General features: G+C 65.0%; 25 protein-coding genes and 1 riboswitch. Of the genes, 15 read left to right on the top strand and 10 right to left on the bottom strand.

The annotated features are described in order from the left end of the window. Positions 1 to 239 precede the first annotated feature (239 nt). The 7 genes from HTY61_RS12665 to glcF all read left to right on the top strand — a co-directional run bounded on the left by HTY61_RS12665 (position 240) and on the right by glcF (position 8,037). Positions 240 to 1,271, top strand: coding sequence for a TRAP transporter substrate-binding protein (locus tag HTY61_RS12665; RefSeq protein ID WP_175277140.1), 1,032 nt, complete (start codon positions 240 to 242; stop codon positions 1,269 to 1,271). 138 nt (positions 1,272 to 1,409) lie between these two features. Further along, positions 1,410 to 1,973, top strand: a complete 564-nt coding sequence (locus HTY61_RS12660) for a TRAP transporter small permease subunit (RefSeq protein ID WP_175277139.1) — start codon at positions 1,410 to 1,412, stop codon at positions 1,971 to 1,973. Continuing rightward, positions 1,973 to 3,448, top strand: a complete 1,476-nt coding sequence (locus tag HTY61_RS12655; protein ID WP_175277138.1) for a TRAP transporter large permease — start codon at positions 1,973 to 1,975, stop codon at positions 3,446 to 3,448. The genes HTY61_RS12660 and HTY61_RS12655 overlap by 1 nt, the downstream gene beginning before the upstream one ends. Before the next feature lie 127 nt (positions 3,449 to 3,575). Next, positions 3,576 to 5,018, top strand: coding sequence for an FAD-linked oxidase C-terminal domain-containing protein (locus HTY61_RS12650; protein ID WP_175277137.1), 1,443 nt, complete (start codon positions 3,576 to 3,578; stop codon positions 5,016 to 5,018). Positions 5,019 to 5,020: 2 nt separating this feature from the next. Continuing rightward, complete coding sequence (gene glcE / locus HTY61_RS12645) at positions 5,021 to 6,247, top strand: glycolate oxidase subunit GlcE (RefSeq protein WP_175277136.1); 1,227 nt, start codon at positions 5,021 to 5,023, stop codon at positions 6,245 to 6,247. Positions 6,248 to 6,266: 19 nt separating this feature from the next. Next, a complete protein-coding gene (locus tag HTY61_RS12640; RefSeq protein ID WP_175277135.1) occupies positions 6,267 to 6,653 on the top strand; it encodes a DUF4870 family protein in 387 nt (128 codons plus the stop codon). Positions 6,654 to 6,675: 22 nt separating this feature from the next. After that, positions 6,676 to 8,037: a glycolate oxidase subunit GlcF gene (glcF, locus tag HTY61_RS12635; RefSeq protein WP_175277134.1), complete on the top strand. Its 1,362-nt coding sequence runs from the start codon at positions 6,676 to 6,678 to the stop codon at positions 8,035 to 8,037. Here the strand turns inward: glcF and HTY61_RS12630 are convergent. Further along, positions 8,034 to 8,396: a YbaN family protein gene (locus HTY61_RS12630; RefSeq protein ID WP_175277133.1), complete on the bottom strand. Its 363-nt coding sequence runs from the start codon at positions 8,394 to 8,396 to the stop codon at positions 8,034 to 8,036. The two genes, glcF and HTY61_RS12630, sit on opposite strands and share 4 nt — an antisense overlap. Positions 8,397 to 8,528: 132 nt before the next feature. Here HTY61_RS12630 and HTY61_RS12625 point away from each other — a divergent pair, with 132 nt between their 5' ends. Together HTY61_RS12625 and HTY61_RS12620 are read left to right on the top strand one after the other, a co-directional pair. After that, complete coding sequence (locus HTY61_RS12625) at positions 8,529 to 9,512, top strand: aldo/keto reductase (RefSeq protein WP_175277132.1); 984 nt, start codon at positions 8,529 to 8,531, stop codon at positions 9,510 to 9,512. Positions 9,513 to 9,603: 91 nt separating this feature from the next. Beyond that, positions 9,604 to 10,038 (top strand): universal stress protein, encoded by a 435-nt coding sequence (locus HTY61_RS12620; protein ID WP_175277131.1) that lies wholly within the window; start codon positions 9,604 to 9,606, stop codon positions 10,036 to 10,038. 4 nt (positions 10,039 to 10,042) lie between these two features. Here the strand turns inward: HTY61_RS12620 and HTY61_RS12615 are convergent, their stop codons facing one another. Further along, entirely contained in the window at positions 10,043 to 10,747 is a 705-nt protein-coding gene (locus HTY61_RS12615; protein WP_175277130.1) for a glutathione binding-like protein, read from the bottom strand. A 157-nt stretch (positions 10,748 to 10,904) separates the two neighbouring features. On the opposite strand from HTY61_RS12615, the gene fumC reads away from it, so the two are divergent. The 3 genes from fumC (at position 10,905) to HTY61_RS12600 (ending at position 13,512) form a co-directional block, all read left to right on the top strand. Further along, positions 10,905 to 12,290: a class II fumarate hydratase gene (gene fumC / locus HTY61_RS12610; RefSeq protein WP_175277129.1), complete on the top strand. Its 1,386-nt coding sequence runs from the start codon at positions 10,905 to 10,907 to the stop codon at positions 12,288 to 12,290. Positions 12,291 to 12,407: 117 nt separating this feature from the next. Next, positions 12,408 to 12,812, top strand: coding sequence for a DoxX family protein (locus HTY61_RS12605; protein WP_175277128.1), 405 nt, complete (start codon positions 12,408 to 12,410; stop codon positions 12,810 to 12,812). Positions 12,813 to 12,981: 169 nt separating this feature from the next. Then, positions 12,982 to 13,512, top strand: coding sequence for a DUF4405 domain-containing protein (locus tag HTY61_RS12600; protein WP_175277127.1), 531 nt, complete (start codon positions 12,982 to 12,984; stop codon positions 13,510 to 13,512). A 59-nt stretch (positions 13,513 to 13,571) separates the two neighbouring features. Here HTY61_RS12600 and hisG read toward each other — a convergent pair whose 3' ends face one another. From hisG to hisS, 3 genes are read right to left on the bottom strand one after another with little or no spacing between them, the layout of a single operon-like run. After that, the gene (gene hisG, locus HTY61_RS12595; RefSeq protein WP_175277126.1) at positions 13,572 to 14,273 is read right to left on the bottom strand and encodes an ATP phosphoribosyltransferase; all 702 of its coding nucleotides are present in this window, start codon (positions 14,271 to 14,273) and stop codon (positions 13,572 to 13,574) included. Beyond that, complete coding sequence (locus HTY61_RS12590; RefSeq protein ID WP_175277125.1) at positions 14,270 to 15,391, bottom strand: ATP phosphoribosyltransferase regulatory subunit; 1,122 nt, start codon at positions 15,389 to 15,391, stop codon at positions 14,270 to 14,272. Before HTY61_RS12590 ends, hisG begins: the two co-directional genes overlap by 4 nt. Before the next feature lie 3 nt (positions 15,392 to 15,394). Then, the gene (hisS, locus tag HTY61_RS12585; RefSeq protein ID WP_175277124.1) at positions 15,395 to 17,023 is read right to left on the bottom strand and encodes a histidine--tRNA ligase; all 1,629 of its coding nucleotides are present in this window, start codon (positions 17,021 to 17,023) and stop codon (positions 15,395 to 15,397) included. A 135-nt stretch (positions 17,024 to 17,158) separates the two neighbouring features. Continuing rightward, a riboswitch (cobalamin riboswitch) is annotated at positions 17,159 to 17,354 on the top strand. 49 nt (positions 17,355 to 17,403) lie between these two features. Between hisS and bluB the strand changes: the two genes are divergently transcribed. Beyond that, positions 17,404 to 18,090: a 5,6-dimethylbenzimidazole synthase gene (gene bluB, locus HTY61_RS12580; protein ID WP_175277123.1), complete on the top strand. Its 687-nt coding sequence runs from the start codon at positions 17,404 to 17,406 to the stop codon at positions 18,088 to 18,090. A gap of 61 nt (positions 18,091 to 18,151) precedes the next feature. Continuing rightward, positions 18,152 to 18,700 carry a methylated-DNA--[protein]-cysteine S-methyltransferase gene (locus HTY61_RS12575; RefSeq protein WP_175277122.1) on the top strand — a complete coding sequence of 183 codons (549 nt, stop codon included), beginning with the start codon at positions 18,152 to 18,154 and terminating at the stop codon, positions 18,698 to 18,700. A gap of 7 nt (positions 18,701 to 18,707) precedes the next feature. Here HTY61_RS12575 and HTY61_RS12570 read toward each other — a convergent pair whose 3' ends face one another. Beyond that, complete coding sequence (locus tag HTY61_RS12570) at positions 18,708 to 19,049, bottom strand: hypothetical protein (protein ID WP_175277121.1); 342 nt, start codon at positions 19,047 to 19,049, stop codon at positions 18,708 to 18,710. Between the two features lie 105 nt (positions 19,050 to 19,154). After that, a complete protein-coding gene (locus tag HTY61_RS12565; RefSeq protein WP_175277120.1) occupies positions 19,155 to 19,808 on the bottom strand; it encodes a DNA-3-methyladenine glycosylase I in 654 nt (217 codons plus the stop codon). A 176-nt stretch (positions 19,809 to 19,984) separates the two neighbouring features. On the opposite strand from HTY61_RS12565, the gene HTY61_RS12560 reads away from it, so the two are divergent. After that, positions 19,985 to 20,737: a L,D-transpeptidase gene (locus HTY61_RS12560; RefSeq protein WP_175277119.1), complete on the top strand. Its 753-nt coding sequence runs from the start codon at positions 19,985 to 19,987 to the stop codon at positions 20,735 to 20,737. A gap of 51 nt (positions 20,738 to 20,788) precedes the next feature. On the opposite strand, the gene HTY61_RS12555 is transcribed toward HTY61_RS12560, so the two are convergent. The 3 genes from HTY61_RS12555 to HTY61_RS12545 all read right to left on the bottom strand — a co-directional run bounded on the left by HTY61_RS12555 (position 20,789) and on the right by HTY61_RS12545 (position 24,109). Then, complete coding sequence (locus HTY61_RS12555) at positions 20,789 to 21,232, bottom strand: DUF6693 family protein (RefSeq protein ID WP_343045194.1); 444 nt, start codon at positions 21,230 to 21,232, stop codon at positions 20,789 to 20,791. A 58-nt stretch (positions 21,233 to 21,290) separates the two neighbouring features. Then, entirely contained in the window at positions 21,291 to 22,901 is a 1,611-nt protein-coding gene (locus HTY61_RS12550; protein ID WP_175277117.1) for a SulP family inorganic anion transporter, read from the bottom strand. Between the two features lie 152 nt (positions 22,902 to 23,053). Next, on the bottom strand, positions 23,054 to 24,109 hold the full coding sequence (locus HTY61_RS12545) for an ABC transporter ATP-binding protein (RefSeq protein WP_175277116.1): 1,056 nt from the start codon (positions 24,107 to 24,109) through the stop codon (positions 23,054 to 23,056). Positions 24,110 to 24,112: the final 3 nt, after the last annotated feature.

Here is a 24,112-nt window from a genome sequence, read left to right as displayed (position 1 = left end):
TGGAAATAAAACAACCGCTTCTAATTCCCTATTGTGAATTAGTAGCGGATACCGTTTGCCGCCGCCGGCCGAATGGTGCCGGCGTCGCTCCGCGCGCCTGCGGGCAACCGGCACGTCTCCGGAGAGGGGCCGGTTGGGCTCATTGCTTACCCTGCGGCAGTTCATGTTGATTTATCCTCTCCAACCTATAGCCTGTGCCCGTCAACGGGTTTCCGGACCCGCCACAGGGAGGAAAATACATGATCAAGAAAATTCTGCTCGCGGGCGTCGCCTGCGCTCTTGCCGCAGGGGTGTCCGTCGCCGAGCCCGTGCGGTTGAAGATGGCCTCGACCTATCCGTCGAGCCTGACGCAGCTCGGCACGCTCGGCAAGCTTCTGGAGGAGAACATAACCGAGGCGTCCGGCGGGGACATCCAGCTCAAGTTCTTCGAGCCGGGGGCGCTGGTTCCCGCACTCGAGGTGTTCGACGCGGTCAAGAACGGTTCGGTCGACGCCGCGTGGTCGACGCCGGGCTACTGGCAGGGCAAGGAACCGGCGCTGGCGCTGTTCGCGGCTGTTCCCTTCGGTCCCTCGGCCGGCGAGTTTCTCGCATGGCTGCTGAACGGCGGCGGCGAGGCCAGGATGCAGGAGATCTACGCCAAGCATAACATTCACTCGATCATCTGCGCGGTTATCGCGCCGGAAGCTTCCGGCTGGTTCCGCGAGGAAATCACATCGCTCGACCAGTTGCAGGGCAAGAAGATGCGCTTCTTCGGCCTCGGGGCGAAGGTCATGCAGAAGCTGGGCGTCGACACGCAGCTTCTCGCCGGTGCGGATATCTATCCGGCTCTGGAGCGCGGCACAATCGATGCGACCGAGTTTTCCATGCCGGCCATCGATCTCAATCTCGGCTTCTACCAGGTCGCCAAGCACTACTACTTCCCGGGCTGGCACCAGCAGTCGACCATGTTCGAGCTGATGATCAACAAGGAGAAGTGGGACGCCATGAGCGATTCCCAGCGCAAGCTGATCACCATGGCGTGCCGCGCCAATATCGCGCTCGGCTTTGCCGAGGGCGAGGCCATCCAGGGCAAGGCGCTCACCGAGCTGAAGGCCAATGGTGTGGAGATCCATCGCTGGCCGCAGGAGATCCTCGACAAGCTGCAGGAGACCTGGAACGAGGTCGCCGCCGAACAGGCCGCTGCCGACGCGACCTTCGCGGAAACCTGGGAGTCGCTGCAGGCGTTCCGCGAGGAGTACAGGGTCTGGGCGGAACTGGGATACCTGAAGTGATCCGTTTCGCATGAAACCGGGAGTCGGCGCCGTCGGGGTGCCGGCTCCCGCATCGCATCGCCGGTGCGTCTTTCCGCGATCGGAGGGGGCGGAACAGCGGGGTTCTGCCGGATCGCGGCTCGGGGGAGGAGAAAATACATGCAATCGCTGCTTGGCCTGAGTGCGGCCCTGGACCGGATCCTTGCCGTTTTCGGCAAGATCGGCGCCTGGGCCGGCTTCCTGCTGATCATTGCCGTCTGCGTCGACGTGGTGACGCGCTATTTCGGCGTGCCCAAACCGTTCGGCTGGAATTCGACCCAGTTGCAGGAATCGGAATACTGGCTGCATACCTTCCTGTTCGCGCTGATGATCGGCTATGCCTACAGGCACCAGGCCCATGTCCGCATCGACCTGCTGCGCGACAATTTCCCGACCCGGGTGAAATATCTCGTGGAGATGGTGGGTATCGCCATCTTCCTGTTCACCTATTCGCTGCTTGGGGCCTGGTACACCTTCAAGTACGCGCGTTCCTCCTTCATCGAGCAGGAGATGTCGAAATCGACGATCGGCCTGTCCGATATCTGGATCGTCAAGTCGGCGCTGGTCGCCATGTTCGTCCTGATGGGGATCGCCGCCATATCGCAATTCATCAAGGCGCTCGCCGGCTATCGGGGCGTCCTGCCCGAGGGCATGGTCGCCGAAACGCTGGGGAGTGAAGGCTGATGGAGTGGCTCGGTCCCTACCTGCCTTCGCTGATGTTCGTCGCGCTGGCCGTATTTCTCTTTTCCGGGTTTCCGGTCGCTTTCGTTCTCGGCGGCATCGGTCTCGGTTTCGGCTTCATCGCCTACTGGGTCGATCCCTGGCTGTTCGATCTCGCCCAGTTCGGCGCGCTGCCGTCGCGCATTTTCGGTGCCATCGCGGAAAACCTGATCCTCACCGCCATTCCCATGTTCATTTTCATGGGCACCATGCTGGAACGGTCCGGCGTGGCGCGCGACCTGCTCAACTGCCTGCAGGTGCTGCTGCGCCGCGTGCCCGGCGGGTTGGCGCTGGCGGTGACGCTCATGGGCACGATCCTCGCTGCGACCACCGGCATCATCGGCGCGTCGGTCGTCATGATGAGCCTGCTGGCGCTGCCGGTGATGATCCAGCGCGGCTATGCGCCGTCGCTTGCAAGCGGCACCATCGCGGCCTCGGGCACGCTGGGCATCCTGATCCCGCCATCGATCATGCTGGTCATCATGGCCGACCTGCTGTCGCGCTCGGTCGGCAACCTGTTCGTCGCCGCCGTCATTCCCGGCTTCATGCTTTCGGGCATGTACGTGATCTACATCGTGATCGTGACGATGCTGAAACCGCAACTGGCGCCCAAGCTGCCGGCGGAACTCGGGCCGCAGTCGGCGGGCGCCTATGTGCTGATGCTGGCGCGTTCCTTCCTGCCGCCCGTGTTCCTGATCGTCTGCGTCCTGGGCTCCATCCTTGGCGGCTTTGCCACGCCGACGGAAGCGGCCGGGGTGGGCGCCGCCGGTTCGGTCATCCTCGCGCTCGTCAATCTTGTCGTGCTGCCCGCGCTCAAGGTTCCGGAATTCCATTTCGAGGGCGAGGCGAATGCCGCGCTCGACGACCACGCGACGGGCAGGGGACTTGGCGCCGACTTGGTCCATTTCTGGGGCGTGGTGAAGGACGTGGTGCTGCGCACCGGCCTGACCAACGCCATGTTGTTCGGCATTTTCGTCGGCGCGACGTTGTTCTCCTACATGTTCCGCGCGCTGGGCGGCGAGGCGCAGGTGGACAATTTCATCGAGCACCTGGGACTCGGGGCCTGGGGGCTGCTGTTCATGCTGATGCTCATCGTCTTCGTGCTCGGTTTCTTTCTCGACTGGATCGAGATCACGCTGATCGTGCTGCCGGTTTTCGCGCCGGTGATTGCCGGGCTGGATTTCGGGGACCATGTCGCGCGAACGGAGGTCACCTACTGGTTCGCGATCCTGCTGGCGGTCAACCTGCAGACATCGTTCCTGACGCCGCCATTCGGTTTCGCCCTATTCTACATGAAGGCTGTCGCGCCGCCGGAGATCAAGATCCAGCAGATATATCGCGGCATCATACCCTTCGTGCTGATCCAGCTTGTCGCGGTGGCGCTGGTCATCCTGTTCCCCGAACTGGCATTGTGGCTGCCGAGAACCCTGCTGGACTGACGGCTCCGATCGACCGGTAGCGACAGCGCCGTGCGGACATTCCGCGCGGCGGGAACGGTTGCGCCGGATTTTGCAAATTGGTAAAGTATCTTTACCACTTGCGGCCGCGTGCCGCGCGGGAGGTTGCATGGACAAGATACGCTTTCTCGAGCCGCGTGCCGACATCGTCGCCCGGCGCGAAGAAATACGGACCGGGCTGGCGAATGTCGTGCCGGCCGATTGCCTCGTGACCGACGAGCGGGAGCTGGTGCCCTTCGAGACGGATGCCTTCACCGCGTATCGTCGTGTGCCGCTTGCCGTCGTGCTGCCGGAAACCACGGAGCAGGTCGCAGCGGTAATGAAGTACTGTACCGACAACGGCGTGCCGGTGGTGCCGCGCGGTGCCGGAACATCGCTTGCCGGCGGAGCGATCCCGCAGGAGGACGCGGTGGTGATCGGCGTCTCGCGGATGTCGTGCATCCTGGAAGTCGATTACGAGAACCGCACCGCCAGGGTGCAGGCCGGCGTCACCAATCTGCGCATCTCCGACGAGGTGTCGGCCGACGGCTTCTTCTACGCGCCGGACCCGTCCTCGCAGCTTGCCTGCACGATCGGCGGCAATATCGGCATGAATTCCGGCGGCGCCCATTGCCTGAAATACGGCGTGACGACCAACAACCTGCTCGGCGTGACCATGGTTCTGCAGGACGGCACGGTGATCGAGCTGGGCGGCAAGGCGCTGGATGCGGAGGGTTATGACCTGCTCGGGCTCGTCTGCGGTTCCGAGGGCCAGCTCGGCATCGTGACGGAGGCGACCGTGCGGCTGATCGCGAAGCCGGAAGGTGCGCGGCCCGTGCTGTTCGGTTTCGATTCCTCGGAAGTTGCCGGCGCCTGCGTTGCCGACATCATCGGCGCGGGCATCATTCCTGTCGCCATCGAGTTCATGGACAAGCCGGCCATCGACATATGCGAGGCCTTCGCCCATGCCGGCTATCCGATGGACGTGGAGGCGCTGCTGATCGTCGAGGTCGAGGGCTCCGAAGACGAGATGGACGCGATGCTTTCCAGGATCATCGCCATTGCCAGGAAGCACAACGTCAAGCGTGTCCGGGAAAGCCAGTCGGCCATCGAGGCGGCGCAGATATGGAAGGGCCGCAAGTCGGCCTTCGGCGCGACCGGTCGCGTTGCCGATTACATCTGCATGGACGGCACGGTGCCGCTCGGCCAGCTCTCCCACGTCCTGCGCGAGACCGCGAACATCGTGGAGAAGTACGGGCTGCGCGTCGCCAACGTGTTCCATGCCGGCGACGGGAACATGCACCCGCTGATCCTCTACAACGTCAACGATCCCGAGGAGGCGGAGAAGGCCGAGGCCGCGGGCGCCGAGATATTGAAGCTGTGTGTCGATGCGGGCGGCTGCCTGACCGGCGAGCACGGCGTCGGAATCGAGAAGCGGGACCTGATGCTGCACCAGTTCACCGAGACCGACCTCAACCAGCAGATGGCCGTTCGCGCGGCCTTCGACCCGGGCTGGCTGCTCAACCCGTCCAAGGTCTTCCCGCTCGATCTCGACATGCGCAAGGCGGGGTGAGAATGGCGGATCGGGAAATCATCGCACCGGCCTCGGAAGCCGAGGCCGCAGACATCATTCGCGAGGCCGCCGCCTCCGGCACGACGCTGGAGATCGCCGGCGGCGGCACCAAGCGCGGCATCGGCCAGCCTTTCGAGGCGGACCGGACGCTGTCATCGGCCGCGCTTTCCGGCATCACCGAGTACAACCCGGCGGAGCTGGTGCTGACCGCGAGGGCGGGAACGCCGGTCGCCGAGATCGAGGCGGCTCTCGGGGAGAACGGCCAGATGCTGGCCTTCGAGCCGGGCGACTGGCGCGGCCTGACCGGCATGGACGGAACGCCGACCGTCGGCGCGCTGGCCGCCGCCAACATTTCCGGCCCACGGCGAATTTCGGCCGGCGCCGCGCGCGACGCCTTGCTTGGCGTGCGCTTCGTCAACGGGCGCGGCGAGATCGTGAAGAACGGCGGCAAGGTGATGAAGAACGTCACCGGTCTCGACCTCGTCAAGCTGATGGCGGGAAGCTGGGGCACGCTCGGCTTCCTGACCGAGGTTTCCTTCAAGGTGCTGCCGCGTACCGGGACCGAGGAGACGCTGGTGATCCACGGTGCGACCGACGGCGAGGCCGCCAACCTGATGGCCGCGGCGCTTGGCACCAGCACGGAGGTATCGGGTGCGGCGCACCTGCCGGAGGGCGTGGCGAAACGGGTCGGCCTCGATGGCGGCGCCGCCACGCTGCTGCGGCTGGAGGGGTTCGCCGAATCGATCGCGGTGCGGCTGGACAGGCTGCGCGCGGCGCTTCCCGGCGCGCCGGGGACGAGCGTGCTGGACGAGGCGCGGTCCCGGTCAGCCTGGAAGCGGGTGCGCGATGTCGAGCCGTTCGCCGGAACCGGGCGTCCCCTGTGGAAGGTATCGGTCGCGCCGATGGCCGGCCACGACGTGGCGGCGATGGTCCTGCGGGAGGTCCAGGGCGAGGCCTTTTTCGACTGGCAGGGCGGGCTGGTCTGGCTGCAGCTCGATGACGGGAACGATGCCGCGCCGGCAATCGTGCGCGAGGCGGTGGCGAAATGCGGCGGCGGTCACGCGACCCTGGTGCGGGCCCCGGAAGCGGTCCGCGCGTCGGTGCCCGTGTTCCAGCCGCAGCCGGTGCCCGTTGCCGCGCTCTCGGAGCGGGTGCGCGCGGCGCTCGATCCCGCCGGCATTTTCAATCCGGGCAGAATGGTGTGGAATGGCGGCCGCAAGGCCGCCTGAACCATTCGAAGGGGAATTCATGACCGATCCGCAGAACACCACGCCGCCCATGCCGCGCCAGACCGACAAGTGGCTCGAACCCGGCCCGCAGAACGCGCTCCTCATCTACATTCTCTACCTTGCCGGTTTCGTGTTCGGTGGATTTCCGACCATTGTCGGCATCGTGATGGCCTATCTGAATCGCAACAAGGCCGGCGGTTTCGTCGAGACGCATTACACCTGGCTGATCCGTACCTTCTGGATATCCCTCGCCTATGCCGCGATTTCGATTGTCCTGTTCTTCATCGGCATCGGCTTTCTTCTTCTGTTCGCGGTCGCGGTTTGGGCAGTCATCCGCCTCGTCAAGGGCCTGATGGCGCTGAACCGGAACGAGCCCATGCCCGATCCGGCCACGTGGTGGATCTGAACCTTTCGGGAGAAATGTCGCCATGCAGACCAGTTTCACGCCAGAGCAGCTCGAGGACCCCGGCGTCGCCGCGTCGGAGAAGATCCTGCGCTCCTGCGTGCATTGCGGTTTCTGCACGGCGACCTGTCCGACCTATGTGACGCTCGGCAACGAGCTCGACAGTCCGCGCGGGCGCATCTACCTGATCAAGGACATGCTGGAAAACGGCCGCCCGGCCGACGAGAAGGTGGTCACCCATATCGACCGTTGCCTGTCCTGCCTCTCCTGCATGACGACATGCCCGTCGGGCGTTCACTACATGCACCTTGTCGACCATGCCCGGGCCCATATCGAGAAGACCTACCGTCGCCCTTTCTTCGACCGGCTGACGCGCGCCGTGCTGGCGATGGTGCTGCCCTATCCGGGGCGGTTCCGGGCCTCGCTCCATGCCGCGAAGCTGGGACGGCCCTTCGCCGGACTGCTGAAGGCGATCCCGCCGCTGAAGGCGTTCGGCGCCATGCTGGAACTTGCGCCGAAGACGATCGGGAAGCCGTCTCCGGTCTCCGAACCGGGGACGCACCGGCCGGCAACGGAAAGGCGCGGCCGGGTGGCGATCCTGACCGGCTGTGCCCAGCCGGTGCTGAAGCCGGGAATCAACGAGGCGACGATCCGTCTCCTGACGAGGCTCGGCATCGAGGTGGTGGTGCCCGAGGGCGAGGGGTGTTGCGGCGCGCTGGTGCATCACATGGGCCGCGAGGAACAGGCGCTCGCCGATGCGAGGCGCAATGTCGACGCCTGGACGCGCCAGATCGAGCACGGCGGCCTCGACGCCATCATCGTCACCGCCTCGGGCTGCGGCACGACCATCAAGGATTACGGCTGGATGCTGCGCGAGGATCCGGCCTATGCCGGGAAGGCGGAGCGCGTTTCCGAGCTGGCCAAGGACATCACCGAGTATCTCGCCTCCATCGAGCTTCCGGAACCGGTCGTGAAGCCGAACCTCGCCGTCGCCTATCATTCCGCCTGTTCCATGCAGCACGGGCAGAAGATCACCGCCGCGCCGAAAAACCTGCTGAAGGCGGCGGGGTTCTCGGTCAAGGACCCGGCGGAGGGGCACCTGTGCTGCGGCTCTGCCGGCACCTACAACATCATGCAGCCGGAAATCTCCGCGAAGCTGAAGGAGCGCAAGGTCAGGAACATCGAGGCGACGAAGCCGGATGTCATCGCCACCGGCAATATCGGCTGCATCACCCAGATCGCGTCGGGGACCGGCATCCCGATCCTGCACACGGTCGAACTGCTCGACTGGGCCTTCGGCGGACCGAAACCGGACGGCGTGCCCGACGCCAGGCCGTCGCGGCTCGAAGCGCTGCTGGCGGCCGGACAGGCGGCAATCCCGGCCTAGCGCCGCGTCGGCGCCGGGCGGCTGGCGATGAACAGCGCACAGACGGAAAGCACCGCGACCTGAATGGCGAGAATGGTGCCGCTCCCGCCAAGCGCCCAGGTGACGCCGGGCGTGGCGGCCATGGTCGCCAGCGCGATCGCCTTCGTCCGGCGACCGATCGCCCCTTCCGTGCGCCAGTCCACGATGAGCGGGCCGAAGCGGGGATGTTGCAGAAGCCATGCCTCCAGGCGCGGCGAGCTGCGCGCGAAGGCGAAGGCGGCGACCAGCAGGAAGGGTGTCGTCGGCAACAGCGGCAGCACGACACCCGCCGCCGCCGCGGCAACGGCGAGGAACCCGATCGCAAGCCAGAACAGTCTCATTTCACCAGCTCCGTGACGTCTCCCATATAGTGCCGTTCACGCGGTTTTTCACCGGCTTTACGCCCTCGCCATCGATCCGGCGATCGTCTAGATGGTTGGCGACATTCACCAGAACAGACCGGAGCAGAATGGATGCAGCAGCGCAAACTGGGAAAAGACGGACCTGAAGTCGGTGCAATCGGGCTCGGTTGCATGAGCTTTGCCGGCGCATACGGCAAGATCTCGGAGGCGGAGGCGCACAGGGTTCTCGCCGCCGCGCTCGACCTCGGCGTCACCCATCTGGACACGGCGCTGATCTATGGCGGGGGCGTGTCCGAGAGCTATATCGGTTCCTTCATCAAGGATCACCCGAACCGCTTCACCATCGCCACCAAGGCGGGCATCGTCACCAAGCCGGAACGGCGGTTCGACAATACGGAAGCCTATCTGCGCGAGTCGCTGGAAGGCTCGCTGAAACGGCTCGGCGTCGACCATGTCGATCTCTTCTACATCCACCGCCGCCAGCAGGACATTCCGATCGAGGACGTCATGGCGACGATGGTGAAGTTCAAGGAGGAGGGAAAGATCGGCGGCATCGGCCTGTCCGAAATCGCGCCCTACACGCTGCGCCGCGCGGCGAAGGTCCACCCGGTCATGGCGGTGCAGAACGAGTACTCGCTGTGGACGCGCCTGCCGGAGCTCGGCCTGCTCCAGGCCTGCGCCGAGCTGGGCACCGCCTTCGTGGCATTTTCCTCGGTCGGGCGCGGCATCTTCTCGAATCGGATGCCGGTGATCGAGGAGCTTCCGGAGAACGACTTCCGGCGCAACAACCCGCGCTTCATGGAGCCGAACTATTCGCTGAACAAGGCGATCGTCTCCAGGTTCAACGAATACGCCAACAGCCAGGGCATGTCGCCGGCCACCATGGCCAATGCCTGGGTGCTGCAGAAGGGCGAGCATGTCATCGCCATTCCCGGGACGCGTTCGCCGGAACACCTCGCCGAGAACGCGAAGGCCGCCGACATCGTGCTGACCGAGGCGCAGCTTGCCGAGATCGACAGGCTGCTGCCGGTCGGCTTCGCCTATGGCGACCGCTATTCCGATACGCAGACCATCGGTCCCGAACGCTATTGCTGACGCTTCGCGCGTCCGCCTGCCGGCATGACAGAGATCAATGTGCCGGCGGGCGCCCCATGCGAGATTCGACGGAAACCAACCGGAGGATCCCATGTTCGAGAAGATCGTAGTGGCCACTGATGGCTCGGACCATGCCAACGAGGCGCTCAGGGTCGCTTGCGACCTCGCGGGCAAGTACGATTCCAGTCTGCACATCGTGCACACGCCGCAGGCAGTCGGCGACACCCTGATCGTCGGCTACACGGCCGTGCCGGTGCCGCCGACCAAGGAGGAGATGGAGAAGGCGGGCCGCGAGGTTATCGGCGCGGCCGAAGCCTTCCTGCGCGAGGCCGGCCTTTCCGACTTCACCAGCGAGCTGGTTTCCGGCGATCCGGCCCATGCCATCGTCGAGGAGGCCAAGGCCCGCAAGGCCGACCTGATCGTCATGGGACGCCGCGGCCTGGGATCGCTGTCCGGGCTGCTGGTCGGCTCCACGACGACGAAGGTTTCGCAGCTCGCGCCCTGCGCCGTGCTGACGGTGAAGTAGCGGCCTATTCGCGCGGCGGCTGGACAAGACCGCGTTGCACGGCCGGCCTTTCGAGGAAGCGCTCGAGCCAGGCCATGACATTCGGCACCTTGTCCATCTCGAAGGCGTCATGGGCGCCGTAGACCTCGCGCGCCGCCCGGATCCAGGGGGCGGTTGCGATGTCGGCGACGGTGTACTCGTCGCCCATGATGAATGCGCGGTCCTTCAACCGTCCCTCCAGCACGTTGAGAAGGCGGACGGCCTCCTTTCTGTAGCGTTCGCGCGGGCGGGGATCCTCGATCTCCTTGCCGCCGAACACGCCGAAGAAGCCGTACTGGCCGAACATCGGGCCGACACCGCCCATCTGGAACATCAGCCACTGGATGGTCTCGTGGCGGCGTGCCGGATCCTTCGGAAGGAACCTGCCGGTCTTCTCGGCCAGATAGATCAGGATGGCGCCCGACTCCCACAGCGGGAAGGGCTCGCCTCCGGGGCCGTCGGGATCGATGATCGCGGGGATTTTGTTGTTCGGATTGAGCGACAGGAACTCGGGCGTCGTCGTTTCCGACAGCTTCACCGTGTGGGCGTCGTAGGGCAGGCCGGTCTCCTCCAGCATGATCGACGCCTTGACGCCGTTCGGCGTGGGAAAGGAGTAGAGCTGGATGTTTTCGGGATTGCGCGCAGGCCAGCGTTTCGTGATCGGGAAATCGGCGAGGGTCTTGCCGGGCATGGAATGTCCTTCGGGATTGGTCGCGGTGGGAAGGCCGGTGCGGTGCCCGGCCCGCCATCTATCTAGCGACGGCGGCGCGTCATGCAAGCCGTGGCGGCCTGTCCCTTGCGGCGATGAACCGAAGCGGTGCATGCCATAACGGGCAAAGGAGACCGACATGAGCGAGAACATGCGTATCGAAACCGACACGATGGGCGAGGTCGAGGTTCCGGCCGACCGTTACTGGGGCGCGCAGACCGGGCGCTCGCTGATGAACTTTCCGATCGGCACGGAGACGATGCCGCTGCCGCTGATCCGCGCGCTCGGCATCGTCAAGAAGGCTGCCGCGCTCGCCAACCGCGATCTCGGCAAGCTTGACGCGCGGCGCGCGGCGGCAATTGTCGAGGCGGCGACCGAGGTGATCGAGGGCAGGCTGGACGATCACTTCCCGCTTTCGGTCTGGCAGACCGGTTCGGGTACGCAGAGCAACATGAACGCCAACGAGGTGATCGCCAACCGGGCCATCGAGTTGCTCGGCGGCACGATCGGGTCGAAGGACCCGGTCCACCCGAACGACCACGTCAATGCCAGCCAGTCCTCCAACGACACCTTCCCGACAGCCATGCACATCGCGGTTGCAGTGGAGACGGCGGAGCGGCTGATCCCGGCGCTCAACCACATGATGGCGGCGGCGGAGGCCAAGGAGAAGGAATTTGCCGATATCGTGAAGATCGGCCGCACCCACACGCAGGACGCCACGCCGCTGACGCTGGGCCAGGAGTTTTCCGGGTACCGTGCTGCGCTCGAGCTGGGGCTGGCCCGCATCGAGGGCGCGCTGGGCGACGTTCATGCGCTCGCCCAGGGTGGCACCGCCGTCGGCACCGGCCTCAACGCGCCGGAGGGCTTCGCCGAACTCTTCGCCGACAATGTCGCCCGCATCACCGGCCTGCCGTTCCGCACCGCGGAGAACAAGTTCGAGGCGCTGGCGAGCCATGGCGCGCTTGCCGCTTTCCACGGCGCGCTGGCGGCGCTGGCAGGCGACCTGTTCAAGATCGCCAACGACATCCGCTTCCTCGGTTCCGGTCCGCGCTCCGGCCTCGGCGAGCTGATCCTGCCGGAGAACGAGCCGGGTTCGTCGATCATGCCAGGCAAGGTCAACCCGACCCAGGCGGAGGCGCTGACCATGGTCGCCACCCGCGTCATCGGCAACCAGACCGTGGTGAACATGGCTGCCAGCCAGGGCCATTTCGAGCTGAACGTGTTCAAGCCGGTCGTTGCCGACGCGGTGCTGCAATCGGTGCGCCTGCTCTCCGACGCGATGGTCTCCTTCACCGACCGCTGCCTCGCCGGTATCGAGGCGAACCGCGAGCGCATCGGCGATCTCGTCAGCCGGTCGCTGATGCTGGTCACGGCGCTGGCGCCGTCGATCGGCTACGACAATGCGGCGGCCATCGCCAAGGCGGCGCACAAGAACGGCACGACGCTCCGCGAGGAGGCCATCCGCAGCGGCCATGTCACGGCGGAGGAGTTCGACCGCATCGTGCGCCCGGAAAACATGGTTTGATGAACGGGAAGGAAATGTTCGTTCTTGATTGGTGAACGAACTGTCGCGGTATTGGCGGATTGCGGTGTTGCCGCGGGGGCATATGTTCCGCGGCCACCATCAATCGAGGAATGCACAATGTCCAACGCAATCACCCTTCTCCTGGCGCGCATCCTGCTTGCCGTCATCTTCATCATGTCCGGCTGGGGCAAGCTCTTCGCCATCGACGGCACTGCCGGCTACATCGCATCCGTGGGCCTGCCGGCGGCGACGCTGCTTGCCTGGGCTGCCGCGATTTTCGAACTCGTGGCCGGACTTGCCATACTGGTCGGCTTCCGCACCCGCGAGGCGGCCTGGCTGCTGGCCGCATTCTGCGTCTTTGCCGGCTTCGTCTTCCATTTCCAGCCGGAAGACCAGATGCAGATGATCTCCTTCATGAAGAACCTGGCGATCGCCGGCGGCTTCCTGTCGCTTGCTGTTGCAGGGGCAGGAACGCTGTCCGTCGACGCAAAGCTCGGCACGGCCAGGACGGCCCTTGCCTGACCGACGCATGGCGTCCGAATGAGCGGCGGGGCTTCAGCCCCGCCTTTTTTCATTGCCATTCTCCGGCTGAATGCCTGCCATGCGGCACGCGCAACCTTTCCTATTTGTAACGGGACACGGCATCGGACGGGGCGCTAGTTTCCGCCCGCACATTCAAGAGGTTAGTTCCATGCCATCGTTTCTTTCACGCTACGCCACGCCCCTGATCACCGGCCTTTTCGTCGTGTCGCTGGTTTCCGGCGTCGCATTGTTTTTCCATCTCGGCTCCGCCTATTTCCACTCCATGCACGAGTGGCTTTCGATGGTCCTGATCCTGCCCTTCGTGCTGCATCTGTGGAAGAACTGGCGCCCCTTCGCCAACTATTTCAAGCGTCCCGCCATGGCGGTCGCGCTGGCGGTCTCGCTTGTCGCCGGCGTCGCCTTTGCATTGCCGGCAATGACGTCGGGCACGACCGGCGGGCCGGGCGGACGGCCCGAATTCGCGATGGTGAGGGCGATGCAGAACGCGCCGATCAGCGTCGTCGCGCCCGTCTTCGGACAGGATGGCGAGGGACTTGCCGAGAGCCTGCGGGAAAAGGGTTTCAGCGTGGCCTCGACCGAGGACACGCTCAACGCCATCGCCGAGGCATCCGGCAAGTCGTCGACCGAGGTCGCGGCGGTCCTGTCCGCGTCGATGCAGGGCGGGGCAGCGGCCCGCTGATACGCTTCCGGAACGGGAGAGCCGCGCCGTTTGTCCTCTTCCCGCGCGGCTTTTTCGTCTCAGGCGCCGAGCGCCCCGGCCAGCGCGGCGACGGTCTCACGGCGATCCGGATCGTCCGTTCCGGGGGTGGGCGCGAACAGGCAGGCCTGCGACTGCAGGATCACGCCGTCTTTCAGCACTTTCAGGTGGTTTGCCCGCAGCGTCGAACCGGTCGACGTGATGTCGACGATCACGTCGGCCTGGCCGGCCGCCGGGGCACCCTCGGTGGCGCCGAGGCTCTCGATGATGCGGTAGAGCTGGATCCCGTGCGTCTGCGAGAAATGCTTCTGCGTCAGGCGCCAGTATTTCGTGGCGATACGCAGCCGCCGTCCGTGCCGCTGGCGGAAGTCGGCGGCGACGAGGCCAAGATCGGCCATGGTCTCCACGTCGAACCAGGGTTCCGGCACCGCGACGACGACATCGGCATGGCCGAAGCCCAGTTGCGCCAGGCGTGTCACGCGGTTTTCGCTGTCCGGCAGGCCCTCGCGTACGAGGTCCTCCCCTGTGATCCCGAGATCGATTGAGCCCTTGCCGAGTTCGCGTGCGATTTCGGAGGCCGACAGGAAGGCGACCTCGACATTCGGGTGACCGGCGACGGCGGCGCGGTAGGTGCGCGCATCCTTCGGCGGCTCGACGCCGTAGCCGGCAGCCTCCATGCGCTTCAGCGCCTCTTCCTTCAGCCGGCCCTTGGAGGGAATGGCGATGGTGATGCGGGTGCTCATGCGTCGCCTCCCGTCAGCGCGGCAACGCGGTCGAGCCAGACCGAGAAGCCGACGCCCGGCACGTCGCTACCCGCGCCGAGCATGGTCAGCAGCCTGTCGTAACGCCCGCCGCCGGCCAGCACGAGGCCGTCCGCCGTGGCGATCTCGTAGACAAGCGCGGTGTAGTAGTCGAGCGCGCGTCCGAAGGCGGCGTCGTAGGAAATGGCGGCGGTATCGACGCCAGCCTTTTCCATTTCCGTCGCGCGGGCGCCGAAGGCGGCAATGGCATCGGACAGATCGAGGCCGGCAGCCTCGGCGAAACCGGCCAGCGCACCGGCGGCCTCGTTCAGCGGAGCGCTGATGGAGAGAAAGGTGCGCAGCGTGGCGAGCGCCTTCTCGTCCGGCGCGATCTCTGCCGCGTCGAAGCGGGCGATCAGCCGGTCGGCGATTTCGTCGGCGTCGCGACCGCCGGAGTTTTCCAGCCCGGCGATACGCAGCCGCATCGACAGTGCGTTGACGAGTGCCGCGCGGTCACGCGCCTCGCACGGTTCGAGAATGTCGGCCGGCACTTCGGGCGGGGGCGGTGGCACGGCCAGCGCGTCGAGTGTCGCGTCGAGCGTCGCGCGGTCGCCGAAGGCGTGGCTGAGCCGCACCGCCCAGCCCTGCGGCAGACCGAGGCCGGCAATGACCGCGTTGAATACCGCCTGGTCGCCCAGCGTGGTCACGGTCGGCGCACTGACGCCGAGCGCCTCCAGGAAGGCAAGGGCGTCTGCCAGCGAGCGGGCGTCGGCAGGGGCGCTGTCCGTATTGCCTATGTCCTCGATCCCGGCCTGCAGGAACTCGTTGCCGCCCGCACGGCGCTGCCGGAACACCGTGCCGACATAGCCGTAGCGGCGCGGGGCGGATTCGCCGGCACCGATATGGTGCAGGCAGACGGGAATGGTGAATTCCGGCCTCAGGCACAAGGTTTCGCCGGTCTCGCTTTCCGACAGGAAGATGCGGCGGCGCAGTTCCTCGCCGGCGGTGTCCAGGAAGGGGTCGGCCGGCTGCAGCACCGGCACGTCGAGCCGCTCCGCGCCCAGCTGGGCGAGGATGGTCTCGATGTCGGCACGGGCCGAGAATGAGCGAAGGGCGTTCAAGGGTCAGTTCCCGTCCTTTGCCCGGTCCTCGGCCTGGTGGGCGAGGAGTTTCGCGACTTCGGCGACCAGGTCGGTTTCCGCGATCTCGAACTGGCCGGGCCGGGCCTCGCGATATTCCTCGTTGGAGGCGATCGCGGCGGCCTGCCTGCGGCCTTCGATCATGTCCTTGACCTGCAGCTTGCCTGCGGCGCGCTCGTCGGAACCCTGGATGATCGCGATGGGGCAGCCGCGCCGGTCGGCATATTTGAGCTGGTTGCCGAACTTCTTCCAGTTGCCCTGGTACATCTCGGCACGGATGCCGGCGGCGCGCAGGTCCTGCACCATCTTCTGGTAGCGGCCGAGCGCCTCCGTGTCGCCGTCCATGACGGTGACGAGAACCGGCGCGACCATTTCCTCCCGGCCGAGCTTGCCGAGGTTCTTGAGCGCCGTCATCAGCCGCGACACGCCGATGGAGAAACCGGTCGCCGGCACGTCCTGCCCGGTGAAGCGTTTCACCAGCCCGTCATAGCGCCCGCCGCCGCCGACCGAGCCGAACTGCACCGTCTCGCCCTTCTCGTTGGTGACGTCGAAGAGGAGTTCCGCCTCGTAGACCGGGCCGGTGTAGTATTCGAGGCCGCGGACGACCGAGGGGTCGATGCGGATACGGTCGGGGCCATAGCCTGCTGACTCGAACAGACCCTGAAGCTGTTGTAGCTCACTTTGGGCCTTCTTTATTTTTGTAGTGTCGCCCGTCGCTCGGATGCGTACAGAGCTAGTGGAATCATCTATGATGATTTCATTGTTGTCCGTACTGTGGCTGCCGCCAATTCCCTCAACGATAACCTCTCTTACATTTGGATCGATCCTGATGGAAATGGTATCGTCATCAATCGAAATATCTGAAAATGAGGCGCTGATTGTCGCAGTGATGGCGGTATTCGCTGTATTGACGATTTTCGCACCTTCGACGAATGCTCCGCTTTCGTCCCTTCGGCCCTCAGCATTCAATTGCCAGACGCCGGAGATACCGAGACGATCACGTTTGTCGGCATTCCTTAGCGCTTGAAGCCTTTGTAGTCCGTCTATGACGTATGTGGCGTCAAGCTGCCCTTCGAGCAAGTCTCGATGACTTACACGGATCACGTAGTCGCCGCGGGCGATCCCCAGCGCCTCCATCGTGTCGGCCATCATCATGCACATCTCGGCATCCGCCTGGATGCCCGGCGCGCCGACCGTGTCGGCGTCGAACTGCATGAACTGGCGGAACCGGCCCGGTCCCGGCTTCTCGTTGCGGAACACCCATCCGGCCCGGTAGGTGCGGTAGGGAAGCTGGATCGTGTTGATGTTCTCGGCGACGTGACGGGCCAGCGGCGCGGTCAGGTCGTAGCGCAGGCTCATCCACTGCTCGTCGTCGTCCTGCACCGAGAACACGCCCTCGTTGGGGCGGTCCTGGTCGGGCAGGAACTTGCCGAGGCAGTCGGTATATTCGAAGATCGGCGTCTCCACGGGATCGAAACCGTAGCGCTCGTAGACCGCCCTGATCTTGGCGACCATCTCGTCGGTGGCGCGGATGTCGGCCGGCGAACGGTCGACGAAGCCGCGCGGCAGCCGCGCTTTCAGTTTCTGCTGTTTCTTCTGTTTCTTGTCGGACATGGGAAGGCCTGTCTGGCAGGGATATGCTGGGTCGCGCCTTCCCTACAAGACCGGCCCACTTGCCGCAAGACGACGGCCGTCATCGCGACGACGTATCCGAGGCCGCGTCTCCGCTTGCCGGGCCGCGCGCCCTGTGGTCTATGGGACCGGCCTGGTGCCCGCATCGCGGGAGAATCGGGAATCCCGTGCGAACCGGGAACGTGCCCAACGCTGTGAGGGGGACGGAACGCGCATCGGGGCGGCTTGCCGTCCCGGCCACTGGCGGCGCCGGGAAGGCCGCGCGAACCGGATGAACCCGAGTCAGAAGACCGGCCAGGCGGATCGGACCGCACCGCGCGGACGGCGGTGCGGTTGCATCAAGCGTTGTTGGGGAACAAACGATGCTCGAAGATCGAGACCTTCATCCTGCGCCCGCCGGTGCCTTTCCCGAAGCCGACCGCCAGGCCGTCTATCGCGCCATAGAAACCCGCCGCGACGTGCGCGACCAGTTTCTGTCCGACGAACTTTCCGATGCGTTGCTGCGCCGGTTGCTGGAAGCCGCCCATCGGGCGCCCTCGGTCGGCTTCATGCAGCCGTGGAACTTCATCGTGATACGCGATCGCGCGCGACGCGAACGCGTCGCCGAGCTGTTCCGTTCGGCAAATGACGAGGCCGCGGAAATGTTCGAGGGCGAGAGGCGGGAACTCTATCGATCGCTCAAGCTCGAGGGCATTCTCAAGGCGCCGGTCAACATCTGCGTGACCTGCGACCGGACCCGGGGCGGGAAGGTGGTGCTGGGGCGCACCCACAATCCGCAGATGGACCTCTATTCGACCGCCTGCGCCGTGCAGAACCTGTGGCTGGCGGCGCGTGCCGAGGGCGTCGGCGTCGGCTGGGTCAGCATCTACCGCGACAGCGAGCTGAAGGAGCTGCTCGCCATCCCGGCACATGTCGAGATCGTCGCCTATCTGTGCGTCGGTCATGTCGACCGGCTGTACCGGGAGCCGGAACTCGCGATCAAGGGCTGGCGGCAGCGATTGCCGCTGGACGAACTCCTATTCGCGGAGCGCTGGGGCCGAAGGGACTGACCGGCTGCCGCCGGAGGCACGTGGACATGCACCGGAGGCGCGAAGCGTGTTAAGGGATGCCATGAGCGAAACCTCCGTCATGCTGTTCGACACTGCCCTCGGCCGCTGCGGCATCGCCTGGGGCGCGGGCGGGATTGTCGCCGTCAGCTTTCCGGAAGTCGATGACGACGGGACGCTCGCTCGCCTTCGCCGTCGCGCCGCTGGCGCGGTCGAGGCCGCCGAGGCGCCGGAGGCGATCGCGACGGTGATTTCGGGTATCCGGAAGCTTTCCGACGGCGGGGACGCCCGTTTCGGGGAAGCGCCGCTCGATTTCGGCGGCGTCGGCGATTTCGAGCGCAGTGTCTACGACCTGACGCGGCGGATCGCGCCGGGCGAGATCCGCACCTATGGCGAGATCGCGCGCGAACTGGGCGATGTCGCCCTGTCTCGCCGGGTCGGCCAGGCGCTCGGCAACAATCCGTTCCCCATCGTCGTGCCGTGCCACCGCGTCGTCGGGGCGGGGGGAACAATGACCGGCTTCTCGGCCCCGGGCGGAACCGAGACCAAGCGGAGGCTGCTGAAGATCGAGGGCGCTATCGGCCCGGATCTTCTTGACCTGATGGGCGGCTAGCCGGCCCCTAGCGGGGCAGCTCAATGATCAGCGGTTGCGCGCCTCGCCGGCTTTTGGGGCGCTTGCTCCGCTCGACATAGATGTTGACGTTCACGTCGTGCCCGTGATGGCGCTTGCGCCAGTAGCTCGGCGCGTATTTCAGCCCGTACTCGCCGGTATAGCTGATGCCGCCGTGGAACTTCGCGTATCCGCCGTTGCGATAGCCGACTTTCCGGACTGCGGTATCGCCGTCCTGCGAGGTCATGCCGCGGACCGGCTCGACCGATATCGGGCTGAAAGCCGCGGCTTTGGCGGGCATTGCGAGCAGGCAGGCCGCGATCGCGGCGCCTGCGAATGTTGCGATATTCATGACTGCCTCCTGTATGGCGGATTATTTCCGTCCTTGGCCGGCAGCATACTATGGCGAATGCAGGTATCTACAGCAATATTTTGTTAACCATGTTTCCGGCGGCCATCACCGTCCCGGCCGACGGAACGCCGTGCGCGCCGCCTCGACCTCTTCCCGGCAGCAACAGCCTTCGAGATGGTCGTTGACCAGTCCCATCGCCTGCATGAAGGCATAGACCGTCGTGGGCCCGACGAACGACCAGCCGCGCTTTTTCAGATCGTTCGAGATCGCGGTGGATGTCGGCGTCGTCGGCATCGCCTTCAGGGTCGGCCAGTCGATCACGGCGGGCCGTTCCGAGGCGGGCGGCTCGTGCGACCAGAAATAGGCAGCCAGCGAACCGAACTCGTCGCGCAGTTCCAGTGCGCGCCGGGCGTTGTTGATCGTGGAGGCGATCTTGCCGCGATGGCGGACGATCCCGGCGTCCTGCATCAGTCGTTCGATATCGGCCTCGCCGAACCGGGCGACCGCCTCGAAATCGAAACCGGCGAAGGCAGCGCGGAAATTCTCGCGCTTGCGCAGGATGGTGAGCCAGGACAGGCCGGCCTGGAAGCCTTCCAGGCAGATCTTCTCGAACAGCCGGATGTCGTCGTCGACCGGGCGGCCCCATTCCCTGTCGTGGTAGGCGAGATAGTCGTCCAGATTGCCATGCCAGGCGCAACGCAGCCTGCCGTCCGGCCCTTCGGTCAGTCCGTCCACGGATGTAGCCTCCTCGTCGTTCATTTCCCGTTTACCATCTGTGGCAACCCGGTGGTAACCTTGACAGCAGATTGACGCCCGAATTGGCCTTTTAGCGGCTCACGATTCATAATTGGGTGGTTCCGATGCGTCATCCTCGGATGTGAAAGCTGCTGACAGGTCATGTCGGCTGTGGTGACGCCTGGTAGAGAGTACGTCCGATGAAACCGATACGCCTTCTGGCGGCGATCGCCGCCTGTTTCATTTTCGCCCTTCCCGCGACCGCGCAGGAGCGTTACCGCTCCAAGCCGCCGGTGGTGCTCAGCCCCGACCTCGCCGCCCCGTGGGTGATGCAGCTCAACTCGCAGCGGTCTATCACGGGCAATTCGGTACGCTCGAACGCGAAGAAGGTGATTGTCCGGCCGGCGAAGCGCGCCGCGCCGCCGGTACGCACGGCACCCCGGGTCCAGACGGTTTCCGCGCCGCGCCCGGCCAACCCCACGCAAGGCTTCGAGCTGGATCCGGTCTTCCTGCCGCAGACCGTCGCCTATCACGGGCCGGAGGCACCGGGCACGATTGTCATCGACACGGTCGATCGCTTTCTCTACCTGGTCGGGGAGAACGGCACCGCCCGTCGCTACGGCGTCGGCGTCGGCAAGCCGGGCTTCGAGTGGGCCGGAACGCACAAGATCACCCGCAAGGCCGAGTGGCCGTCCTGGCGTCCGCCCGCAGAGATGATCAAGCGCGAGAAGGCCAAGGGCCGGATACTGCCGGTCTTCATGGCAGGCGGGCCGGCCAACCCGCTCGGCGCACGCGCGCTCTATCTCGGCTCGACGCTCTATCGCATCCACGGCACCAACGCGCCGTGGACGATCGGCCAGGCCGTCTCGTCGGGTTGCATTCGCATGCGCAACGAGGACGTGATCGACCTTTACGGACGCGTCGGCGTCGGCACGAAGGTGATCGTGCGCTAGAACCGGCAACGGGCGGGCACTAGCGCCCGCCGTCTTGTTTATGCAGCGTCTTTAGATACGCTGTAGATAGGTTCTGTTTATGCAAAGCCGGAGTGTTCTGAAGTAGTAAAAAATCAGCGCAATACCGAGAGTAATGACTGTGAGAATGATCCAGAGGATGATATGTCCAATCATCTCGAAAATGTTTAGATCGCACTGAAATCTGTAAATCTTCTCGCCGGATGCGTTGACGATCCATGTCTTGTTCAGAATCGCCTTATAGAAGTAGTACGGCATTACGAACAATCCTATTCCGATTGTAAAAATGCAAAGGATTATCCATAAAATCACATAACCAAGCGATTCAAGTATGTTGAATTCGCATTGAAGTCCGCCCCCGTCTCTGGGCCTTTTTGTTGCGATATCAATCGTCATTTCGCCCTCCCAGCACTCAATCCCGCAAAAGTATATTGCAGAGAGTGCGAAAAAGACTACCAGCGAAACGATTTTCGACAAGGCTTGCTAGGAGTACAGGCGTCACAACAAATTGCAACGCCTGTATATATTGGTCGCTCTAGTGCCCGCCGCCGAACACGCCGGTCTTCACCGAATAGTTGACGGCGATGCCGTAGTCCGGGTCGTCGTCGGAATCCACCATCAGCTGGCCCGCGCGTTTGAGCAGCCGGTGGCAGTCATGCGACAGGTGCCTGAGCACGAGGGTCTTGCCGCGCGCCTCGTATTTCGAGGCGAGATCCTCGATGGCCTGCAGCGCAGACTGGTCCGCGACACGGCTGTTCATGAAATCGACGATTACCGTCTGCGGGTCGCCGGCCGGATCGAATATCTCGGCAAATCCCTCGGCCGAGCCGAAGAACAGTGGCCCCTCGATCTGGTACACCCGGGCGCCCTCCGGCGTGACGTGGCTGCGGGCATGGATGCGTGTCGCGTTGTTCCACGCATAGGCCAGCGCCGACACGATCACGCCGACGACGACGGCGACGGCGAGGTCCGTGATCACGGTTACGACCGTCACCAGCACGATCACGATGGCGTCGGTGAGCGGTATCCGCCCGAGGATCTTGAGCGTCTGCCAGGCGAAGGTGCCGATAACCACCATGAACATCACGCCGACCAGCGCGGCGAGCGGGATCTGCTCGATCAGTGCCGAGCCGACCATGATGAAGGCGAGCAGGAACAGCGCCGCCGCGATGCCGGAAAGCCGCGTGCGACCGCCGGACTTCACGTTGATCATCGACTGGCCGATCATCGCGCAGCCGCCCATGCCGCCGAAGAAGCCGGTCAGGAGATTGGCCGTGCCCTGGGCGATGCATTCCTTCGATGCGCCGCCGCGTTGCCCGGTGATCTCGCCCACCAGGTTCAGCGTCAGCAGGCTCTCGATGAGGCCGATAGCGGCGAGGATGACCGCATAGGGGATGATGACGGAAAGCGTTTCCGGGGTGAGCGGAACCATCGGGATGTGGAAGGTCGGCAGGCCGCCCTCGATGGACGCGAGGTCGCCGACACGCGGCACGTCGATCCCGAAGGCGATGACGATTGCCGCGACGATCGCGATCCCGGCCAGGGGTGCCGGGATGACGCCGGTCAGTTTCGGGGTCGCCCAGATGATCGCCATGGTCGCGGCAACGAGGCCGAGCATGGTGACGAGGGGCCAGCCGGTCATCCATTGCATGGCGCCGTCGGCTCCGGCCACCTTGAACTGGCCGAGCTGCGCCATGAAGATGACGATGGCCAGACCGTTGACGAAGCCGAGCATGACGGGATGCGGCACCAGGCGGATGAACTTGCCGAGCCGGAACACGCCGGCCAGCACCTGCAGTATGCCCATGAGCACCACGGTCGCGAACAGGTATTCGACACCGTGCTCGGCTACCAGCGAAACCATGACGACGGCCAGCGCGCCGGTGGCGCCGGAGATCATTCCGGGCCGTCCGCCGAGGACGGCGGTGACGAGGCCGACCATGAAGGCGGCATAGAGGCCGACAAGCGGATGCACGCCGGCCACGAAGGCGAAAGCCACTGCCTCGGGAACAAGCGCGAGCGCGACCGTGAGGCCTGAAAGAAGCTCGGTTCTGACCGTTTTCGGATTGAGAAGGGCAAAGGTGCCGGGCTCGCGGCCGGCAAGCGGAAAGCGGCCGGCGAGCGCGGCAAGCGTCGCTCGTGTCATGATTTGGTCCTTGTTGTGGGTGCGTCCCTTTGAAACGATTTAATGCTGCATTGCAATAGAAAAGGCTGCATGGCACCCATGCAGCCGCAGACTTTTTCCCGGGAAGGGACGGCGCGGCCGATCCGGGCGGAGGCCGACCGGCGATTTTGGGGCTAGAGACGCTTGCCCGATTCGGGATCGAACAGGTGTACGCGCTCGCGGTCGAGCTTCAGGCCGACCCGGTCCGAAAGTGGTTCGCCGGAAGGCAGGGAGACGGCCAGGCGCTCGCCGCCGACGCGCCCGTGCACGAGGCGTCCGGCGCCCAGTTCCTCGACATAGTCGATGACGAGTTCCAAGTCCGCCTTTTCGCCGGTTCCGGCAAGGCTGACGTCCTCTGCACGAACGCCGAAGGTGACCGGGCCGTCAGCCACCGCGTGACCGTTGGACATCGCGACCGTCTGGTCGCCGATGACAAGGTTGCCGTTTTCGCCTCGCGCCGGCACGAGGTTCATCGCCGGGGAGCCGATGAAGCTCGCCACGAAGGCGGATTGAGGGTTGCGATAGACGTCGAGAGGGCTGCCGATCTGCTCGACCCGTCCGCCATTGAGAACCACGATCCGGTCCGCCATGGTCATCGCCTCGAGCTGGTCGTGAGTCACGTAGATCGACGTGGTGCCCAAGCGCTTCTGCAACTGCTTGATCTCGCCGCGCATGTCGACCCGCAGCTTGGCGTCGAGATTGGAGAGCGGCTCGTCGAAAAGGAAGGCCGCCGGCTCGCGCACGATGGCGCGACCCATGGCGACGCGCTGGCGCTGGCCGCCGGAAAGCTGTTTCGGCTTGCGGTCGAGATATTCCTCCAGCCGCAGGATCGCCGCCGCTTCCGCCACGCGCGTTTCGATGTCCGCCTTGCTCATGCCGCGGTTCTTCAGCCCGTAGGCCATGTTGTTGCGTACGGACATGTGCGGGTAGAGCGCGTAGTTCTGGAACACCATGGCGATGTCCCGGTCGGCCGGATCGACGTCGTTCATGACGCGGTCGCCGATGCCGATCTCGCCCTCCGTGACCGTTTCCAGCCCGGCGACCATGCGCAGCAGCGTGGACTTGCCGCAGCCGGAAGGCCCGACCAGAACGATGAACTCTCCGGCCCGGATGTCGAGAGAGACCTCGCTCACCGCGCGCAGGCCGCTTTGATATTCCTTGCTTACGTTGTCGATTTTCACTTGTGCCATGGT

It is taken from the genome of Oricola thermophila (genome assembly GCF_013358405.1).
Classification (GTDB): Bacteria; Pseudomonadota; Alphaproteobacteria; order Rhizobiales; family Rhizobiaceae; genus Oricola; species Oricola thermophila.
This window is presented reverse-complemented; position numbering and strand designations above follow the sequence as displayed.

Coding starts and splice junctions, on each gene's coding strand:
- HTY61_RS12665 (WP_175277140.1), top strand. CDS start 240: ATGATCAAGAAAATTCTGCTCGCGGGCGTCGCCTGCGCTCTTGCCGCA.
- HTY61_RS12660 (WP_175277139.1), top strand. CDS start 1,410: ATGCAATCGCTGCTTGGCCTGAGTGCGGCCCTGGACCGGATCCTTGCC.
- HTY61_RS12655 (WP_175277138.1), top strand. CDS start 1,973: ATGGAGTGGCTCGGTCCCTACCTGCCTTCGCTGATGTTCGTCGCGCTG.
- HTY61_RS12650 (WP_175277137.1), top strand. CDS start 3,576: ATGGACAAGATACGCTTTCTCGAGCCGCGTGCCGACATCGTCGCCCGG.
- glcE (WP_175277136.1), top strand. CDS start 5,021: ATGGCGGATCGGGAAATCATCGCACCGGCCTCGGAAGCCGAGGCCGCA.
- HTY61_RS12640 (WP_175277135.1), top strand. CDS start 6,267: ATGACCGATCCGCAGAACACCACGCCGCCCATGCCGCGCCAGACCGAC.
- glcF (WP_175277134.1), top strand. CDS start 6,676: ATGCAGACCAGTTTCACGCCAGAGCAGCTCGAGGACCCCGGCGTCGCC.
- HTY61_RS12630 (WP_175277133.1), bottom strand. CDS start 8,396: ATGAGACTGTTCTGGCTTGCGATCGGGTTCCTCGCCGTTGCCGCGGCG.
- HTY61_RS12625 (WP_175277132.1), top strand. CDS start 8,529: ATGCAGCAGCGCAAACTGGGAAAAGACGGACCTGAAGTCGGTGCAATC.
- HTY61_RS12620 (WP_175277131.1), top strand. CDS start 9,604: ATGTTCGAGAAGATCGTAGTGGCCACTGATGGCTCGGACCATGCCAAC.
- HTY61_RS12615 (WP_175277130.1), bottom strand. CDS start 10,747: ATGCCCGGCAAGACCCTCGCCGATTTCCCGATCACGAAACGCTGGCCT.
- fumC (WP_175277129.1), top strand. CDS start 10,905: ATGAGCGAGAACATGCGTATCGAAACCGACACGATGGGCGAGGTCGAG.
- HTY61_RS12605 (WP_175277128.1), top strand. CDS start 12,408: ATGTCCAACGCAATCACCCTTCTCCTGGCGCGCATCCTGCTTGCCGTC.
- HTY61_RS12600 (WP_175277127.1), top strand. CDS start 12,982: ATGCCATCGTTTCTTTCACGCTACGCCACGCCCCTGATCACCGGCCTT.
- hisG (WP_175277126.1), bottom strand. CDS start 14,273: ATGAGCACCCGCATCACCATCGCCATTCCCTCCAAGGGCCGGCTGAAG.
- hisS (WP_175277124.1), bottom strand. CDS start 17,023: ATGTCCGACAAGAAACAGAAGAAACAGCAGAAACTGAAAGCGCGGCTG.
- bluB (WP_175277123.1), top strand. CDS start 17,404: ATGCTCGAAGATCGAGACCTTCATCCTGCGCCCGCCGGTGCCTTTCCC.
- HTY61_RS12575 (WP_175277122.1), top strand. CDS start 18,152: ATGAGCGAAACCTCCGTCATGCTGTTCGACACTGCCCTCGGCCGCTGC.
- HTY61_RS12570 (WP_175277121.1), bottom strand. CDS start 19,049: ATGAATATCGCAACATTCGCAGGCGCCGCGATCGCGGCCTGCCTGCTC.
- HTY61_RS12565 (WP_175277120.1), bottom strand. CDS start 19,808: ATGAACGACGAGGAGGCTACATCCGTGGACGGACTGACCGAAGGGCCG.
- HTY61_RS12560 (WP_175277119.1), top strand. CDS start 19,985: ATGAAACCGATACGCCTTCTGGCGGCGATCGCCGCCTGTTTCATTTTC.
- HTY61_RS12550 (WP_175277117.1), bottom strand. CDS start 22,901: ATGACACGAGCGACGCTTGCCGCGCTCGCCGGCCGCTTTCCGCTTGCC.
- HTY61_RS12545 (WP_175277116.1), bottom strand. CDS start 24,109: ATGGCACAAGTGAAAATCGACAACGTAAGCAAGGAATATCAAAGCGGC.